Annotated in this window: 16 protein-coding genes; 6 read left to right on the top strand and 10 right to left on the bottom strand. The window is 60.9% G+C overall.

Going from position 1 to position 16,158, the window contains the following annotated elements:
* Position 1 precedes the first annotated feature (1 nt).
* From phnE to E8L03_RS16030, 3 genes are read right to left on the bottom strand one after another with little or no spacing between them, the layout of a single operon-like run.
* On the bottom strand, positions 2–844 hold the full coding sequence (gene phnE / locus E8L03_RS16020; protein ID WP_244963547.1) for a phosphonate ABC transporter, permease protein PhnE: 843 nt from the start codon (positions 842–844) through the stop codon (positions 2–4).
* Positions 831–1,634, bottom strand: a complete 804-nt coding sequence (locus E8L03_RS16025; protein WP_171267900.1) for a phosphonate ABC transporter ATP-binding protein — start codon at positions 1,632–1,634, stop codon at positions 831–833. Before E8L03_RS16025 ends, phnE begins: the two co-directional genes overlap by 14 nt.
* Positions 1,635–2,516 (bottom strand): phosphate/phosphite/phosphonate ABC transporter substrate-binding protein, encoded by an 882-nt coding sequence (locus E8L03_RS16030; protein ID WP_171267901.1) that lies wholly within the window; start codon positions 2,514–2,516, stop codon positions 1,635–1,637. It lies immediately after the preceding gene.
* 268 nt (positions 2,517–2,784) lie between these two features.
* On the opposite strand from E8L03_RS16030, the gene E8L03_RS16035 reads away from it, so the two are divergent.
* A complete protein-coding gene (locus tag E8L03_RS16035) occupies positions 2,785–3,933 on the top strand; it encodes an alpha-D-ribose 1-methylphosphonate 5-triphosphate diphosphatase (protein ID WP_171267902.1) in 1,149 nt (382 codons plus the stop codon).
* Positions 3,934–4,120: 187 nt separating this feature from the next.
* On the top strand, positions 4,121–5,290 hold the full coding sequence (locus E8L03_RS16040; RefSeq protein WP_171267903.1) for a Fic family protein: 1,170 nt from the start codon (positions 4,121–4,123) through the stop codon (positions 5,288–5,290).
* A gap of 30 nt (positions 5,291–5,320) precedes the next feature.
* On the opposite strand, the gene E8L03_RS16045 is transcribed toward E8L03_RS16040, so the two are convergent.
* Positions 5,321–6,322 carry a phosphonate dehydrogenase gene (locus tag E8L03_RS16045; RefSeq protein WP_171267904.1) on the bottom strand — a complete coding sequence of 334 codons (1,002 nt, stop codon included), beginning with the start codon at positions 6,320–6,322 and terminating at the stop codon, positions 5,321–5,323.
* A 238-nt stretch (positions 6,323–6,560) separates the two neighbouring features.
* Here E8L03_RS16045 and E8L03_RS16050 point away from each other — a divergent pair, with 238 nt between their 5' ends.
* Positions 6,561–7,766, top strand: coding sequence for a DNA polymerase IV (locus E8L03_RS16050; protein WP_244963548.1), 1,206 nt, complete (start codon positions 6,561–6,563; stop codon positions 7,764–7,766).
* Between the two features lie 83 nt (positions 7,767–7,849).
* On the opposite strand, the gene E8L03_RS16055 is transcribed toward E8L03_RS16050, so the two are convergent.
* The 3 genes from E8L03_RS16055 to E8L03_RS16065 form a co-directional block, all read right to left on the bottom strand.
* Positions 7,850–8,266, bottom strand: coding sequence for a MarR family winged helix-turn-helix transcriptional regulator (locus E8L03_RS16055; protein ID WP_235896690.1), 417 nt, complete (start codon positions 8,264–8,266; stop codon positions 7,850–7,852).
* Between the two features lie 12 nt (positions 8,267–8,278).
* On the bottom strand, positions 8,279–9,049 hold the full coding sequence (locus E8L03_RS16060; protein ID WP_171267905.1) for a sulfite exporter TauE/SafE family protein: 771 nt from the start codon (positions 9,047–9,049) through the stop codon (positions 8,279–8,281).
* A gap of 222 nt (positions 9,050–9,271) precedes the next feature.
* Positions 9,272–10,117, bottom strand: coding sequence for an ABC transporter substrate-binding protein (locus E8L03_RS16065; protein ID WP_144306302.1), 846 nt, complete (start codon positions 10,115–10,117; stop codon positions 9,272–9,274).
* A 377-nt stretch (positions 10,118–10,494) separates the two neighbouring features.
* Here E8L03_RS16065 and E8L03_RS16070 point away from each other — a divergent pair, with 377 nt between their 5' ends.
* The 3 genes from E8L03_RS16070 to E8L03_RS16080 are packed head-to-tail and all read left to right on the top strand — an operon-like array spanning position 10,495 to position 11,970.
* A complete protein-coding gene (locus E8L03_RS16070; protein ID WP_171267906.1) occupies positions 10,495–10,767 on the top strand; it encodes a transposase in 273 nt (90 codons plus the stop codon).
* A gap of 41 nt (positions 10,768–10,808) precedes the next feature.
* Positions 10,809–11,540, top strand: coding sequence for an IS3 family transposase (locus E8L03_RS16075; RefSeq protein WP_171267907.1), 732 nt, complete (start codon positions 10,809–10,811; stop codon positions 11,538–11,540).
* A gap of 19 nt (positions 11,541–11,559) precedes the next feature.
* Positions 11,560–11,970: a VOC family protein gene (locus E8L03_RS16080; RefSeq protein ID WP_171267908.1), complete on the top strand. Its 411-nt coding sequence runs from the start codon at positions 11,560–11,562 to the stop codon at positions 11,968–11,970.
* Positions 11,971–12,048: 78 nt separating this feature from the next.
* Here the strand turns inward: E8L03_RS16080 and E8L03_RS16085 are convergent, their stop codons facing one another.
* The 3 genes from E8L03_RS16085 to E8L03_RS16095 form a co-directional block, all read right to left on the bottom strand.
* Positions 12,049–12,276 (bottom strand): DUF2188 domain-containing protein, encoded by a 228-nt coding sequence (locus tag E8L03_RS16085; RefSeq protein ID WP_171267909.1) that lies wholly within the window; start codon positions 12,274–12,276, stop codon positions 12,049–12,051.
* 474 nt (positions 12,277–12,750) lie between these two features.
* On the bottom strand, positions 12,751–14,817 hold the full coding sequence (locus E8L03_RS16090; protein WP_171267910.1) for a ribonucleoside triphosphate reductase: 2,067 nt from the start codon (positions 14,815–14,817) through the stop codon (positions 12,751–12,753).
* Positions 14,792–15,502 (bottom strand): anaerobic ribonucleoside-triphosphate reductase activating protein, encoded by a 711-nt coding sequence (locus tag E8L03_RS16095; protein ID WP_171268513.1) that lies wholly within the window; start codon positions 15,500–15,502, stop codon positions 14,792–14,794. The genes E8L03_RS16090 and E8L03_RS16095 overlap by 26 nt, the downstream gene beginning before the upstream one ends.
* Positions 15,503–16,158 lie beyond the last annotated feature (656 nt).

The raw sequence follows: 16,158 nt of genomic DNA on the forward strand, positions 1-16,158 counted from the left end.
ATCAGATGACCCTCTGCCGCAGCCAGGTGGAGGCGCGCTCCACGATGAGCACCAGGAAAAAGATGAGCAACATGATGGTGGAGGCCTGGTCGTACATGAACATGTCCATGGAGACCTTGAGCTCGATGCCGATGCCGCCGGCGCCCACCAGGCCCAGCACCACCGAGGAGCGCGTGGCCTTTTCCAGGCTGAAGAGCGCGGTGTTGATGAACGAGGGCAGGGCGGCCGGGATGACGGCGCAGAAGATCACGCCCAGGCGCGTGGCGCCCAGGGCCTGCAATGCCTCCTGCGGGCCGGGGTCCACCTCCTCCATGGCCTCGGCAAAGAACCGGCCGCAGAAGCCTATGGTGTCCACCATGATGGCCAGGGTTCCGGCAAAGGGGCCGAGCCCCACCATGACCACGAAGATGATGGCCCAGATGAGGTCCGGCACGGTGCGGAACAGGGCGATGAACCCGCGGGAAATATAGTAGAGCACCATGCTGGGCGTCTGGCTGCGCGTGGCCAGAATGCCGATGACCATGCTGAAGAGCACGCCGAGCACCGTGCCCACCAGCGCCATCTGGAAGGTCTCCAGCAGGGCCCGGCCCACGGCCCCCAGGCGGGAGAAGTCCGGCGGGAACATGCGCGAGAGAAGGTCGAGCATGTACGGCACGCCGTGCGCGATTTTGAGCAGGGAGAAATCCGTACCGTAGAGCGAGGAGACGAAGAAGGCCGCGCAGACCAGGAGGACCACGAAGGAGAAAGGCTCCATGCGCTTGAACCGCTGAGGCAGGAGCTTGTGGTCCACCACGGAGGGGTCCTTGAAGCGGCGTTCTTCCGCCGCGGTGTCATGCGGCTTCATAAACCGTCCTCAGCTGGGATTCGTCGAGGTTCGCGGCCGGTGCGTCCAGGTCGATGCGGCCATGCTTCAGGGCCACGAGCCGATCCGCGTACTCCAGGGCCTGGGCCAGGGAGTGGGACGTGAAGACCAGGGTGATGCCCTCGCGGTGGATGAGCTCGACGAAGAGATCCATGACCTCGCGCCCGGCGCTGGGGTCCAGGCTGGCCACAGGCTCGTCGGCCATCATCAGCTTGGGCCGCTGCATCAGGGCGCGGGCAATGGCCACACGCTGGGACTGCCCGCCGGAGAGGGTGTCCACGCGGCGTTCGGCCAGGTGGGAGAGGCCCACCATCTCCAGGCAGCGCAACGCCTCCAACCGATTGCCTTCGGAAGCGAGGGTCTGGTGCCAGAGGCGGGGCCCCTTGCCGCGAGCCTGCGCGCCGTGGAGCACGTTGGTGAGGGCTGAAAATCTGGGCACGAGGTTGTGCCGCTGGAACACGAAGCCCACCTGACTGCGGATGCGCCTGAGCTCCGCCGGCCTGAGAGCGGTGACGTCCTCGCCCAGGAGCGTGACGCAGCCGTCTGTGGGGTCCACGAGGCGGAGCATGCAGCGCAGCAGGGTGGACTTGCCGGCGCCGTTGGAGCCGATGAGCGCCACGGCCTGTCCCCTGGGGATATCGAGGTCCACGCCCTTGAGCACCTCGTGGTCGCCGAAGCGCTTGGTAAGGCCGCGCACCAGGATGTCGCGCTCGGCTTCTGGGGTGGTGCCCGCCGGGGCGCTGGCCCCGGCGGGTTCATACGGACATTTCATTTAGTCACCCACGAACTCGGCGTACTGGGGGTAGCCGATGGTGGCGTACATTTCACGGACGTAGTTGTAGTCCGAATCCTTGATAGAAGAGATGAACTTCATGCCCTGGTACTTCTGGTTCTCCTCGCCCACGAGCAGCGCGGCAATGAGCTCGTCGGAGTGCGAGTCGAAGACGTTGCGGACCGTGTCCACGACCTTCTGGTCGACGTGGGGGCCCACGAGCAGCACGTCGTTGGGCAGGTCCGGACCGCGGGCGATGACCCGGAACGCGCCGGGAGGCAGCTCATCCTTTTCACGAAGCTGCATGAACTTGGAGTTGGTGGTGCCGAAGGCGGCCACGTCGCCGCGTTTGAGCGCCTGCCAGCCCACGTTCTGGTCGATGTACATGGGTTCGAGATCGCTCAGCGCATTGATGCCGTGATCGCTGAAGATCTGCATGGGGCCCAGGTGCTTGGAGGTGGAGCCAACGTCGCCGAAGGCCACCTTCTGGCCCTTGAGGTCCTCCAGGGAGGTGTAGCCGCTGTCGGCCATGACCACGACGGAGGAGAAGTAGTCCGGACGGGAGAAGCCGATCACCGGGGTTGCGTTGGTGAGCTTCTTGAAGACCACGTACTCGGCCGGGCCGGTGAGCACGAAGTCCACATTTTTGGACCGCAGCGCCTCCACGGCGGCGGTGCGGTTGTTCACAGGGAAGAGCTCGAAATCATAGCCAGTGGCCGTGTTGAGGACTTCGCGGAACTTGGCGAACTCACGCTGGAGCTCCTCCATGCCTTCGAGGTCCGTCACGGCAAGTTTGTAGGTCTGGGCGGCCTCGGCCTTCCTGGTCACGGCGAAAACCGCGATCAGGGCCAGGGCTATCGCCAGGCTGCGGAACAGTGTCATGCCATCCTCCACTCGGTTGCATCGTGCTTGGGGTGCGAAAAACCTGCGACGTCTGTGCGCACACCACAGTGTCTACCGGCGAATTGGTTACAATGCGGTGGCAGGCAAACACAGTTCCGATGAAGAACGTCTAGACAAATTTAGATATCGTCTAATCCTTTGACAGCGCGCCCGCGGCGCGCCATAGCGCGTATGTCTGGAAGCAGGTTGCGCACGAATGGCGCATCGGAATCCGGGCGTTCAGCGAACATGAATGAGGAGTTGCCACGTGAGCCTGACCATAGACAATGCGCGGGTGCTGCTGCCGGGCGGAAGCATCGAGGACACCACCATCACCATCGAGGACGGCGTCGTAACCGGCGTGGGCGAGAACGGCCGCGGCCGCAGGCTGGACGCCGGCGGCAGGCTGGTGTTGCCGGGGGCTGTGGACCTGCACGGCGACGGCTTCGAGCGCCAGCTCATGCCCCGGCCGGGCGTGCACTTTGCGCACGACATCGCGCTGATCGATACGGATCGCCAGCTCCTGGCTAGCGGCATCACCACGGTGTTTCATAGCCTGACGTGGTCGTGGGAGCCGGGACTGCGCGGACGCGAGGCGGCGCTGACCTTTCGCCAGGCCCTGGAGGCGGTGCGGCCGTCGCTCATTTGCGATACGCGGCTGCACGTCAGGTTCGAGACGGCCAACCTGGACGTGGTCGGCGAGCTGGAGGAGTGGCTGGACCAGGGCGCTGTGGACCTTTTGGCCTTCAACGACCACCTTGATCTCATGTCCAGAAAATTGGACAGCTACGACAAGATGTCCGGCTATCTGAACCGCACGGGCCTGACCCGCGAGGAGTTCATTGTGCTGCTGGAGGAGATGAAGGGCCGGCGGGGGGTAATCCCCCGCATGGTGGAGCGCCTGGCAGCACGGGCCGCGGCGCGGGGCATTCCCATGGCCTCCCATGACGACCCGGACCCGGAGACCCGGCGCTGGTTCCACGAGCTGGGCTGCCGGCTGTCGGAGTTTCCGGTGGACCCGGAGACGGCCGAGGAGGCGCGGCGGATGGGGGATGCGATTATTCTGGGCGCGCCCAACGCCCTGCGCGGCAAGAGCCACGACAAGCGGCTGACCGCGCGCGAGGCTCTGGTGGCCGGGCTGTGCACCGTGCTGACCTCGGACTACTACTACCCCACGCTGCTGCACGCGCCGTTCGTTCTGGCCCGGACTCTGGAGCTCGGCTTCGGCCGCTGCTGGGACCTCGTCTCCGGCGGACCGGCGCGCGCCGTAGGCATGGAGGACCGCGGCGCCATCGCGCCCGGCAAGCGCGCGGACATCATTATTGTGGACGACGCCGGAACCCCGACAGTCACGGACGTCATAGTGGAAGGCCGCCACGTTTTTGCCGTGGGGCGTTCTGCCTGCGCCGCGGCCTAAGATTTCGCTCCCAGATTCCAAACAAAATGAGACGCCGGAGGACGCTGCTGCCTCCGGCGTCTTGTTTGTATACGTAGTTATACTTGAGAACTTTAATATTGCGCTGCGCTGAAGGGCATATTAAAAAAAAGGCCAAGAAACTTTACTAAGAGAGGAAGCTGCAACGCTTAATGAAGGAGAGTTCAATATGGCTAGTTCAGAAAGCGCCGGCGCGAAAAGGAACAGGGCCGGAATATATGTACCGCAAAGCGCGGGCTGCCGATCCTTCATTCCGACCCCTCTCCCTCCGAAGAATCCACTGCTTGATCTTGGCAATCCAGAGCTGTTGATGAGGCTATCAAGCGCGGATAGGGCGATAGGCAGGTTGGACGCGGCGACAGAGCTTCTTCCTAATCCGGATCTGTTTGTTGCAATGTATGTGAGAAAAGAGGCGGTGTTGTCATCTCAGATCGAGGGGACGCAAGCCTCCCTGATAGACCTTCTGGAGTACGAAATAGACTCTGCTCGGGCCGAGAAATCTTCAGATGTGGGAGAGGTCGTCAACTATATCAGAGTCATGAATCACGGGCTGGAGCGGCTTGATGAGCTCCCACCTTCCATCCGGCTGATAAAGGAAATTCATGAAATCCTTCTTCAACGCGTGAGGGGATCGGAGAGGGAACCAGGAGAGTTCAGAAGGACGCAGAATTGGATCGGGGCTCCAGGGTGCTCACCTTCAGATGCGACATTCGTCCCGCCACCTCCTCAGGAAGTGCTACGCCACATGGGTAGGCTTGAGGAGTACATTCATATGGAAGATGATGTACCGCCACTTATAAAAATTGGTTTGATACATTCTCAATTTGAAACTGTTCACCCCTTCCTCGATGGAAACGGAAGAATGGGTAGGCTTCTTATAACATTCTTATTGTGCTGGAAGAAAATATTGAGTCGTCCACTCCTGTACATCTCATACTACTTTAAAGAGAACAGGATGGAGTACTATGAGCGACTTCAGAGAGTTCGTGATTATGGCGAATGGGAAGAATGGATAATCTTTTTCTTGAAAGGTGTTCGAGAAACGTCTGTTCAAGCAACAGATACAGCGAAAAATATCCAGAGGATGCGCGAAGATCATAGGGCATTGCTTTCAGATCAGACTCGCTCAAGTGCAAGCAGCGTACTTCTGCTGGATAAATTGTTCGAGCATCCTTTCGTCTCAGTCAAGACCATTGCCGAAATCATTGGTAGAAGCTACCCGGCCGCAAATGCCCTCGTGTCTCAGCTTGAAGAGCTGGGTCTGCTGCATGAAGTTACCGGGCAGAAGAGAAATCGCGTGTACATTTATAAGCCCTATTTGGACTTGTTAAATGTGTAGGAGATTGTTTGGCTGGCTTGAGTTTTGTACTCAACGAACCGGCTCGTTGACGGCGTCTTCCGGCCGCTGGCCGGACAGAGCCTGGACGATGTTGCGCGCCGCCTGCATGGCGATTTCATAGCGCACGCCGTCCACGGCCGAGCCGATGTGCGGGGTGAAAAGCGTGCGGTCCACGTTGTCGAGCAGCATCTCCGGAATGACGCTGGGCCGGTCCTCGCGCGTCCATTCCTCCAGTTCGAACACATCGGCGGCGTAGCCGCCCAGCCGGCCCGCAGCAAGGGAGCCGGCCACGGCCGCCTCGTCCACCACGGAACCGCGGGAGACGTTCACCAGGTAGCTTCCCGGCTTCATGGCGGCCAGTGCGGTCTCGTCGATGAGGTGGAAGGTCTCCGCCGTCATGGGCGTGAGGGGGAAGAGCACGTCGCTCTGGGCGAGGATATCCTGGAAGCTCGCCTGCTTTGCGCCGAGGCGTTTCTCTTCCTCCGGCGTGAGCGCCGCTGGGTCCGTGTAAAGGATCTGGCGGATATCGAACCCCATGAGCCGCTGCGCCAGGGTCTTGCCCACCGCGCCCATGCCGATCATACCGATGGTCGCGCCGGTCATGCTGGCACCGTACAGACTGGGCCGCCAGCCCTGGAACTTGCGGCTGCGGATGAAGCGGTCACCGGGCAGGACATTGCGCATGAGGCCCAACGCCAGGCCCAAGGCGAGCTCGGCCGTGGGGACCGTAAGCAGGTCCGGTACGATGGTGAACCAGACGCCGCGTTGGGTGCAGGCAGCGACGTCGAAGTTGTCGAACCCTTTGAGTGCGGCGCCGACCACTTTGAGCTTCGGGCAATTGTCCAGAAACGCGGCGTCGATCCAGTCCGGCATGAAGACCATGACGGCCGCGGCATCTCGGCAGCGTTCCAGCAGGGTCTCACGGTCCAGAGCTCCGGGAGTCTCGTTGGGTATGACGTCGTAGTGCCGGGACAGATACTCGACGACACCGGGGTGGACCCGGTGGGTGATCACGACTTTTTGTGTGTTCATAGGTAGGTGGGGGGGCTTGCGTGCGATTTTTTAACATGCGCCGTTCGGTTTGAAGCGCCGGAAAAAGATATGCTATGTGCCCAGGAACGTACGCAATCTCTTTCGCGCAATCGTGACGGTATTGTGGCATTCCGCAAACAATGCTTGAATATATATCGAAAAATTTCGCGGGGATCTAGCGGGAGAGCGCCACACGCCGCCGTTTCCGTCCGTCCCGGCTGCTGATACACTTGCGGTCATGGCTCGGCGCATCATGCATGTGGATATGGACGCGTTCTTCGCATCCGTGGAGGTCCTGGACGACCCGTCCCTGGCCGGCAAGCCCGTTATCGTTGGCGGCCGGGAGCGCGGGGTCGTCTCTGCCGCGTCCTACGAGGCGCGCAAGTACGGCGTGCACTCGGCCATGCCCACGGCCACGGCTAAACGGCTCTGCCCCAACGGGGTATTCGTCAAACCGCGCGGGCACCGCTATGGCGAGCTCTCAAACATCGTCATGGAAACGCTTTCCGACTTCTCGCCGATCCTGGAAAAAGCCTCGGTGGACGAGGCGTATCTCGATGTCTCGGGCACGGAGACGCTGTTCGGGCCGCCGGCCGTGCTGGCCAAGAAGGTGAAGGATGCGGTGCGCGAGGCCACGGGCGGGCTCACCTGCTCGCTGGGCATCGCGCCGGTCAAGTTCCTGGCCAAGATCGCTTCGGACGTGAACAAGCCGGACGGCGTGTTCATCATCGAGGCGCGCGAGGTGGCCGGCTTCCTGAAAACGCTGCCCGTGGGCGACATCCCTGGCGTGGGCAAGCACGGCAAGGGCGCTTTGGCCAAGCTCGGCATCGTCATGGCCGCGGATATCACCCGCTACCCCGAAGAGTTCTGGCTGGAGCGCTTCGGCAAGTGGGGCGGCGTGCTTTATGACCGCGCCCAGGGGCTGGACCCGCGCGGCGTGACCACCTACCGCGCGCCCAAGAGTGAGGGCGCCGAAACCACCTTTGCCAAGGACATCTGGGACAAGAACGAGCTGCGGCGCATCCTGTGGGGGCTGTGCGAGCGGGTGGGCCGCCGGCTGCGGCGCGACGGCAACCTGGGCCGCACGGTCACGCTCAAGCTCAAGGATGTGGACTTCCGCAACATCACGCGCTCGCGCACTTTGGACGAGCCCGTGAACACGGACGAGCGCATTTTCGAGACCGCGGCCGATCTGCTGGACAAGGAGCGGCTGACCAAGAAGATCCGGCTCATCGGCGTTTCGGTTTCCAACTTCCAGCGTACGCCGTACCAGCTCAAGCTGGACCTGCGCGGCGAGGGCGAGAAGTCGCGGCGCTTCGAGGTGATCGACAAGACCGTGGACGCCATCCGCGAGAAGTATGGCCGCGAGGGACTGGTGCGCGGCAGGAGCCTGGAGGACGACGGGGAGAGCGCCGAGAGCAGGAAGGGCGAGGACGAGGACTGAGCAGTGCCCTCTGAAAGACGGCGCGCCGGGTAGCACTGAGAGCGAATCGAACCGCCGGCCCCACGTCCATCGGGAGAAAGGTCTCAGAACTCGTTGTTCAGCCGGGTGAGCAGCTCGGTCAGGGTGTCGCGCTCCTGGTCGGAGAGCTGCGCCGTGATGTCGCGGGTGAGCTGTTCGTGCAGGGAGTGGTGTCCCTGGAACATCTCCTGCCCGGCGTCGGTCAGCTCCACCAGAATGGAACGGCGGTCATCATGGTGCGGCCGCCGGCGTACCATGCCGCTGCGTTCCAGCCGATCCACCTGCACGGTCAGGGTGCCGGTGGTCACGCCCATCTTCTGGGCCAGCTCCTTCATGCGCAGGGGCGGGTTCACGCCAAGAATCTCCAGTGTGTGCATCTGCGGCAGGGTCATGCCCTGGTCGCGCACCACGCTATGCTCCCAGGAGGAAAGCTTTTCGTAAAACTCCACGAGCGCGCGGGAGAGGGTATCCAGGTCGGGCACGAGGTTGCCTCCTTATGCTAAAAAATCCGCGTACATGGAGTATACGCCGAATGCGATAGTCATCACGCCCACGGTGCGCATGATGGCCGGTTCCACCCACGGCTTCTCCAGGTTGCGCACCCAGCCCGCCAGCCGGAAGAGCAGAAAGATGACGCTGGCCAGGGCCAGGGCGGTGCCCACGGCGTAGCTGGCGAACACGGATACGGCCCTGGCCGCGTTCCCGGACTTCAGGGCGTAGGAGTACATGATGGCCACCGTGGGGCAGGGCACGATCATGTTTACGAAGCCGATGGCGCCCAGGCCCCAGGCCGTGGAGGCCTTGTTGCCCAAGCCTTTGGCGGGAGCGTGGTGATGGTGTGCATGGTCATGATCGTGATGGTGGTCATGATCGTGATCATGATGATGGGGATCGTCGCCATGGTGGTGATCATGATCATCGTCCGGCATGTGGCAATGCTCGTGGCTGTGCAAAAGATGCGGTTTCCAGACCAGGATCAGACCCAAGATTATGATGATGCCGCCTACGACCATGTCCGTTACCACGCGGATGCTGTCCGGCAGTTGCGCAGAGAGCAGGCCCAGGGCCAGGCCGATTGCCAGGCAGCCCAGCGAGGTGCCTGCTATGAACGAGCCGGTGAGCACGGCCACGCGACGGCCGCTTTTCTGCCCGGCTACGAACGGCGCCAGCACCAGCCAGGAATGGCCGCACGGATTAACGCCGTGCACCAGACCGAGAACGAGGCTGGTCTGCAGGGCCACAAGGAATATCGCATCGGCATTCATTGAAAATCTCCTTTAGCTTGAAAGTCAAAATAAACTATATGCGAGTATTTTGAATATCAAGCTATTTTGCGAAATTTATGGATGCCCTGGCATTCTTGATAGTTGCGTAAGTCGATCAGAATCCGTAGCCGTAAAAAAGAGAACGCGCCGGCGGTCCCATTCCGCCGGCGCGTTCATAGTGTGCACCCGCTCATCGCCTGGGCGGGTAGCCCCATGTCCAACTTAATGCACGAACTGCTTGGCGTACTCCGCGTCGTTGTACAGCGGCTCACCGTAGCGGTCCTTGCCGAAATCCCGAATGATCTGTTGGCCGGCGTCACTGCCGACAAAGTCTATGAACTCGCAGCCGGTCTCCGCCATGGGCGTGGCCCCGGCGGGCTGGCAGAGCCCGTGGTAGGTGTTCACGATGAAGGGATCGCCGGAGAACAGCGGCTTCACGTTCTGCAGCTCCTTGCGCGCGGCCACGTAGGTGGAGGAGTCGGTCATGAAGTAGCCCTTCTCGGCGTCGGCGCGTTTCAGGGTGGCCATCATGAAATCCTTGGTCACCACGTACCAGTCGCCGGAAGGCTCGATGCCGGCCTTTTCCCAGATGGCCATCTCCTTTTTGTGCGTACCGGAGTTGTCACCGCGGGAGAAGAACAGCGCCTTGGCCTTGGCGATTCTGGCGTAGGCGTCGGCCACGCTTTCGGCGTCCGCGATGTCGGCAGGGTCGGACTCCGGACCCACGATGTAGAACTCGTTGGAGCCGATGAGCTTGCGGTCCGTGGCCCAGCCTTCTTCCACGGCCTTTTTCTCCGCGGCCGGCGCGTGGACCATGACGGCGTCCACCTCTTTTTCCTTGAGCAGCTTGAGGGAAGCCCCGGAGCCGGCCTTGATCCAGCACAGGCTCGTGTCGTGGTCGGCGTTGAAGGCGTTTGCGAGCTGTTCGAGCAGTCCCAGCTCGCCCGGGCTTCCGGTGGCCAGCTTGAACTGCTGGTCGGAATCGCCGTACACCGCGGTGCAGTCCTTGGCGTAGGCAGGGGCCGCAATCAGGCAGACAAAGACGAGGAGCAGAAGAAGCCGTCTCATGGAGTCCTCCAATATATTTGGTGTGGAACTATTATATTGTTATATGGGATTCTTGACTGAAATCAAGCGCAGAACGTTTTCTATGGGAGGAAGAAGGAACGTGTGGATTCTTCCGGGACTGCTGCATGCAAGGCCGCGCTGAGCGCCGCAGCCCTGACAGGGGACCTCCCCGAAAAAAGACCTCGCTACAGAGTATGATTTCGAGCATACGATTGTGCTCAAGGCTATCACGGCACGAGGCCGATGCGTCCATCCGGTCCGCGGCCTTATCCTCAGGAACGCAACAGAAGGGGAGCACCTATACTGCCCCCAGTTTGAAGAAGCCTTGACCAGAGGGGAGCATCCATGGCTGAGATTTTCAGCAGAAGGAGGTTCCCATGGCGTTGAGAAAATGGACCCCGGAACAGAAAGCCCAGATCGTCCTCGAAGGCCTTCGAGGACGATCCGTCACAGAAATCTGCACGGAGCATGCCATCACTCAGAACATGTACTACCGGTGGCGGGATCAGTTGCTGGAGAAGGCCCACGAGGTCTTTATCTCGGACAAGAACACCCGGCGCACGGCAAAGCTCGAACGCGAAAACACCCGGCTCAAGGGGCTGGTGGGCGAGCTGACTCTGGAGCTTAAAAAAAGCGATCTGTTCGAATGAAGCGTGGCCCATACCCCAAAGTTGCATCTCGCAACACTCTGTTGTTGCAGAGAATTCGCGCCATCAAGGCGGATCATCCCTACTGGGGCTACCGCCGGATCTGGGCCCACTTGCGTTTTGTGGACACGATGTCCATCGGCAAACACCGCGTCTACCGGCTTATGCGCGACCACGGCCTCTGCGTGAAGCGCGGCGCCGTGCCCGCGACCAATCGGAAGCCTTCGCGCCCCAAGCCGCGTCCGACGCGGCCCAACGAGTGGTGGGGCACGGACATGACCAAGGTCATGATCGACGGCTTTGGCTGGATGTACGTCGTGATCGTCCTGGATTGGCGCACCAAAAAGGTCGTGGGGCATTACGCCGGGGCGCAAGCCAGGACAGAGCACTGGCTCGCGGCGCTGGACCAGGCCGTGAATCGGCAGTTCCCCGAGGGCGTGCGCGGCGGCGGCCTTCACCTGATGTCGGACAACGGCAGCCAGCCGACATCATTGAGCTTTATGAAGACATGCCACTGCCTGGGCATCACGCAGGCCTTCACGGCGTACAACAACCCCAAGGGCAACGCCGATACGGAGCGCTTCATGCGGACGCTGAAGGAGGAGCTCGTGTGGGTGAACGAATGGCGTAGCCCCACGGCTTTCTGCGAGGCGCTAAGCCGCTGGATTGACGACTACAATGCGCACTACCTGCACTCGACGTTGGGCTACCGAACGCCCCTGGCTGTCGAGCAGGAGCTGCTCAACCCAAACCTCCCCTTACAAGAGGCTTGCTAAAACGGGGGCAGTACACACCATGGATCCTATGAAGACGCATGGCATGTTCAGCTGGAACGAGCTCATCACTACGGACGTCGAGGCTGCCAAGCAGTTCTACGGCAAGCTGCTGGGGTGGACATTTGAGGACATGCCCATGGAGCACTTGCCTGGCATGACCTACTCGTCGGCCAAGGTTGGCGGCCAGTACGTCGGCGGCATGATGACGTTCCCGCCGGCGGCTGAGGGCAGGAACATCCCGCCGCACTGGGGCGCGTACATTACCGTGGACGATACGGACGAATCGGCAAAACAATGCGTGGCGCTTGGCGGCGAGGTTATCCACGGCCCGGTGGATATCCCACATGTCGGGCGGTTTGCGGTTCTGCGGGACCCGCTGGGCGCGTACATCCATATCATCACGTACTTCCCGGAGGCGGGCGGCGCGTAACGCCCCTCATCGCAATCCTTCCTGCGGGACACAAAAAACCCCCGGCCCTCGCGAAGAGGACCGGGGGTGGGTTAGGGCTTATCCTTTGTAACGTTCAGGGTCATTCCCGTAGGTGTGCTCGGTCTGGAACTCACCATCTCCTTTATGGATGATGATTTGTCCAAGGGGGGCGTTTTTCGCGATATCCTTCCCTCGGTTGACGGCATCTTCTTTTCGATCATGGTAGCTGTCAGCACGTCCAGCATCCTCGGACTGTACCTTCCATTTCTTGCCTGCTTTCGTTACGTGGACTTTTTTCCGTGACATAGCTATGCACCTCTCAGTGTCTAAAGAGTTAGACGGGAGCGCCCGAAGGCGCTCCGCTGTCAATACCTGCTACAGATAGAAGATGAATGCCTTCTTTCCGTAGTCCTTAGCTCGAATGATGCGTCCGCTCCGCCAATGGCGGAACCAAGCCACAAATCTGACGCGACGCCCGTTTATGACGCCGTTCCAGCTTTGTCTGGACATAGGAATTACCTCCTATGTTTACACGAGCAGGCGTTGACACAAAGAGTGGTGGGAGTATAACTATGAACTGCCAAGTACATAGTTGCACCAGCTTCTGGTGCCAAGGGCCTCCTGCTCGTGTTGTTACGACTGGAGGCCTTTGTCTTTGCATATTGTTTCGGCGTTAACACGCCGTTACCATACGAATCTCCTTATCCTTGAAAAACCCCCCGGCCCCCCTTTGGAGGACCGGGGGGTTGGTCTATGGAGTGATCCCTGCGTTGCAGCGGATCAACAGCCGCACATCCCCGGCGTAATTTCCTCGAAGACTATGCGATCGCTATATTCGGCCTGCTTGCCCTTGTTCCACTGGGAGACCGGGCGGTAGTAGCCCACGATGCGGGTGTAGACCTCGGTGGTCTCGCCGCATGTGGGGCATTCGAAGTGCTCGCCAAAGACGTAGCCGTGCTCCTTGCACACGCTGAAGGTAGGCGTGATGGAGAGGTACGGCAGCTTGGTCTGGCTGAAGGCCTTGATGATGAAGCTCTTCAGCGCATTGGTGTCCGGCACTGCCTCGCCCAGGAAGGTGTGGAACACGCTGCCGCCTGTGTACAGGGGCTGGAGCTTGTCCTGGTGTTCCAGGGCGAAGAGCACGTCCTCGGTGTAGCCTACGGGCAGGGCCGTGGAGTTGGTGTAGTAGGGCGTGCCGTTGCCCGAAGCGGCGATGCCGGAGTAGAGGTTCTTGTCGATCTTGGCCAGGCGGTAGCTGGTGCCCTCGGCCGGGGTGGCCTCCAGGTTGTAGAGGTTGCCGGTCTCCTCCTGGAAGCGGCTGGTGAGGTCGCGCAGGTGATGCAGGGCGCGCTGCATGAGCCGTATGCCGGCCTCGGTCTCGATGCCCTTGCCCAACAGGTTGAGGCACGCCTCGTGGCCGCCCACCAGACCAATGGTGGAGAAGTGGCCCTTGTAGCCGTTCTTCAGGTAGCGCCGCGTCCAGGGGAACATGCCGCGCTCAAGGTTGTCGTTGATGAGCTTGCGTTTGAACTCCAGGGCGTCGCGCGCCATCTGGGCGTATTCGGTGATCTGGTCCAGGAAGTCCTCTTCACCCTGGGAGAGGTAGGCGAGCTTGGGCAGGTTGAGCGTGACCACGCCGATGGAGCCGGTGAGGTCGCCGGCGCCGAACAGGCCGCCGGTCTTCTTCCTGAGCTCGCGCAGGTCCATCTGCAGGCGGCAGCACATGGAGCGCACGTCCTCGGGCGAGAGGTCGGAGTTGATGAAGTTCTGGAAGTACGGCGCGCCGTACTTGGCGGTGAGCTTCAAGAGGTTCTCACCGATATCGCTGTCCCAGGGGAAGTCCTTGGTGATGTTGTACGTGGGGATGGGGAAGGAGAAGATGCGGTCGTGATAGTCGCCCTCGCTCATGACTTCGAGGAAGGCGCGGTTGATCATCTCCATCTCCTCCGGGTACTCGCCGTACGTCGTGTCCGTGATCTCGCCGCCGATGATCGCGCCTTCGCTGGCAATGTGCTTGGGCGGCACGAGGTCGAAGGAGAGGTTGGTGAACGGCGACTGCCCGCCCCAGCGCGAGGTGGTGTTCAGGTTGAACACGAACTTCTGCATGGCCTGGCGGACCTGATCGTAGGACAGGCCGTCCTTGCGGATGAAGGGCGCGAGGTAGGTGTCCACGTTGTTGAAGGCCTGGGCACCGGCCCACTCGTTCTGGAGCGTGCCGAGGAAGTTGACCATCTGGCCCAGGATGGCGTCGAAGTGCTTGGCCGGTCCGGCCGAGGAGCGGCCGTCCAGGTTGAAGCCTTCGAGCAGGAGATCGCGCAGCGACCAGCCGGCGCAGTAGCCGGCCAGGCCGAAGGAGAGATCGTGGATATGGAAGTAGCCGTGGTTGTGCGCCTCGCGCACCTCCACCGGATACTTCTCCAGGGCATAGCGCGCCTGGATGGTGCCCGAGAGGTGGAGCATGAGACCCTGGAACGAGTGGCTCATGTTCGCGTTCTCGTTCACGCGCCAGTCGGCCTTGTCCAGGTAGTTGTCTATGGTCTCGGAGATGTCCAGATACGCGGCGGTCTGCTCGCGGATCTGACGGCGCTGCTCGCGATAGATGATGTAGCGCTTGGCCGCATCGAAGAGCCGGGACTCCATGAGGACCTGCTCGACCGTATCCTGGACGAGCTCCTGTTCAGGAACGTCGACGCCGAGGAGCTTCTTCTCGACCTTGAGCGCAAGTCTCTTGGCAAGGATCGGGTCCTTGATCCCAGTGACTTGCAGCGCTTTCAGGATAGCATGCGCTATGCGATCTGCTGACCAGGTCTCAAGGCAACCGTCACGTTTCCTGATCTGTTTTGGCATGGGTCCTCCTCGCAGGTTCTCTGTATTGTTGTGTCGTAAGAGTGAAGCCTTCGGGCAGCAGACGCCGCACCGTGGCGATATCGTCGTCAGTCAGCAGCGGGACCATGGTGGTGCGGAACTGGAAGCGTTCCGGCGCGGTCCGCGCCAGCTTGAACACGCGGCTTATGTTGGCCTCGGCCTGGTCGGCGGTGACGCCGTTGCCTGTGAGCTGGGGGTATTTCTCGAACGGCCCCTTCACGTCCACAAAGAACGCGTCGGCGAGGTTCGCGTGGAAGAGGATCTCGACCATGTCCGGCCGCATGCCGTTGGTGTCCACCTTCACGGGCAGGCCCGTGGACTTGAGGTCGCGCAGCAAAAGCGGCAGGTCGGCGTAGGATGTGGGCTCGCCGCCGGAGACCACGATGCCGTCGTACCAGCGCTTGCGTTTCGCAACGAGCTCATGTACGGCGCTCTGTCTGATTCGCGGCAGAGTGGTGTGCCTCCAGGCGAGATCCGCATTGTGGCACGTGGGGCAGCGCAGGTTGCAGCCGCCTATGAAGAGCACAAACACGGTGTGCCCGGGCCAGTCAGAAAGGCTCATACGCTCGAAGCCGCGGACGCTGCACCAGCCCGGCGCCACACTGGGCACCACGTGCGTGTCCGGCTGGACGATCGGAAGCTCTTCGGATCGGGTTGCGATCTGCATGGCGCGCACGGCATTGAGAGAAGCGATGTGTTGCATTGAATGGGCAGTGGTCTTGGACGGCTTGAAGACGTCCCGGGCTACGGGAAAAGCGGCACGGAGAGCGGGCTCCAGCCGGTCCACAACCAGATTGTAGCGTTGATGAAATCGAACCAGAATCTAGTAAATCTTTAGAAAAAAAGACTCCCTCGATTCAGGGTCAGTAGATACATTTTCTATGAATTTTTGTACAGCATCCTTCGTGTTCGAAAGGAAAATGTCACAGAACTTCTTGTCGGAATGATTGGACAAAAAAATGTTTTCCGCAGCATGGGGAAGAAATCGGGGTAAAAAACGGGAAATTGCGAGGCGAATTTTCGGATAAACTCACTCGACAATAGCGCAGCCCGCGCGGGGACCGGGCTCGCTTGAATGGGCCCTTTTTGTGTGATGGGAAAAGTCTATGATTCAAGAATGTTGTATCAAATGTTACAGAATGTTAAGGGATACGAGGGGGATGAAGGCTTGTGATCGGGAGTTCGCAAGAAAATTCCAGACAAAGCTAAGAAAAAATCACGAGACCAGGGCACCGCATCGCGCAGGAAAAAAGACCGCGGCCAACGACATCCGGCGCGGAGAAAATCGTCACACGAAAGTAACGGCGGAATGATGCGGTGGAG

The sequence above is a fragment of the Oceanidesulfovibrio marinus genome (assembly GCF_013085545.1).
Classification (GTDB): domain Bacteria; phylum Desulfobacterota; class Desulfovibrionia; order Desulfovibrionales; family Desulfovibrionaceae; genus Oceanidesulfovibrio; species Oceanidesulfovibrio marinus.

Bases quoted from the DNA above. Each gene is read 5' to 3' on its own strand.
- E8L03_RS16095 (WP_171268513.1), bottom strand. From the start codon at position 15,502: ATGCAGATCGCAACCCGATCCGAAGAGCTTCCGATCGTCCAGCCGGAC.
- E8L03_RS16040 (WP_171267903.1), top strand. From the start codon at position 4,121: ATGGCTAGTTCAGAAAGCGCCGGCGCGAAAAGGAACAGGGCCGGAATA.
- E8L03_RS16060 (WP_171267905.1), bottom strand. From the start codon at position 9,049: ATGAATGCCGATGCGATATTCCTTGTGGCCCTGCAGACCAGCCTCGTT.
- phnE (WP_244963547.1), bottom strand. From the start codon at position 844: ATGAAGCCGCATGACACCGCGGCGGAAGAACGCCGCTTCAAGGACCCC.
- E8L03_RS16070 (WP_171267906.1), top strand. From the start codon at position 10,495: ATGGCGTTGAGAAAATGGACCCCGGAACAGAAAGCCCAGATCGTCCTC.
- E8L03_RS16090 (WP_171267910.1), bottom strand. From the start codon at position 14,817: ATGCCAAAACAGATCAGGAAACGTGACGGTTGCCTTGAGACCTGGTCA.
- E8L03_RS16025 (WP_171267900.1), bottom strand. From the start codon at position 1,634: ATGAAATGTCCGTATGAACCCGCCGGGGCCAGCGCCCCGGCGGGCACC.
- E8L03_RS16045 (WP_171267904.1), bottom strand. From the start codon at position 6,322: ATGAACACACAAAAAGTCGTGATCACCCACCGGGTCCACCCCGGTGTC.
- E8L03_RS16030 (WP_171267901.1), bottom strand. From the start codon at position 2,516: ATGACACTGTTCCGCAGCCTGGCGATAGCCCTGGCCCTGATCGCGGTT.
- E8L03_RS16085 (WP_171267909.1), bottom strand. From the start codon at position 12,276: ATGTCACGGAAAAAAGTCCACGTAACGAAAGCAGGCAAGAAATGGAAG.
- E8L03_RS16050 (WP_244963548.1), top strand. From the start codon at position 6,561: ATGGCTCGGCGCATCATGCATGTGGATATGGACGCGTTCTTCGCATCC.
- E8L03_RS16065 (WP_144306302.1), bottom strand. From the start codon at position 10,117: ATGAGACGGCTTCTTCTGCTCCTCGTCTTTGTCTGCCTGATTGCGGCC.
- E8L03_RS16080 (WP_171267908.1), top strand. From the start codon at position 11,560: ATGGATCCTATGAAGACGCATGGCATGTTCAGCTGGAACGAGCTCATC.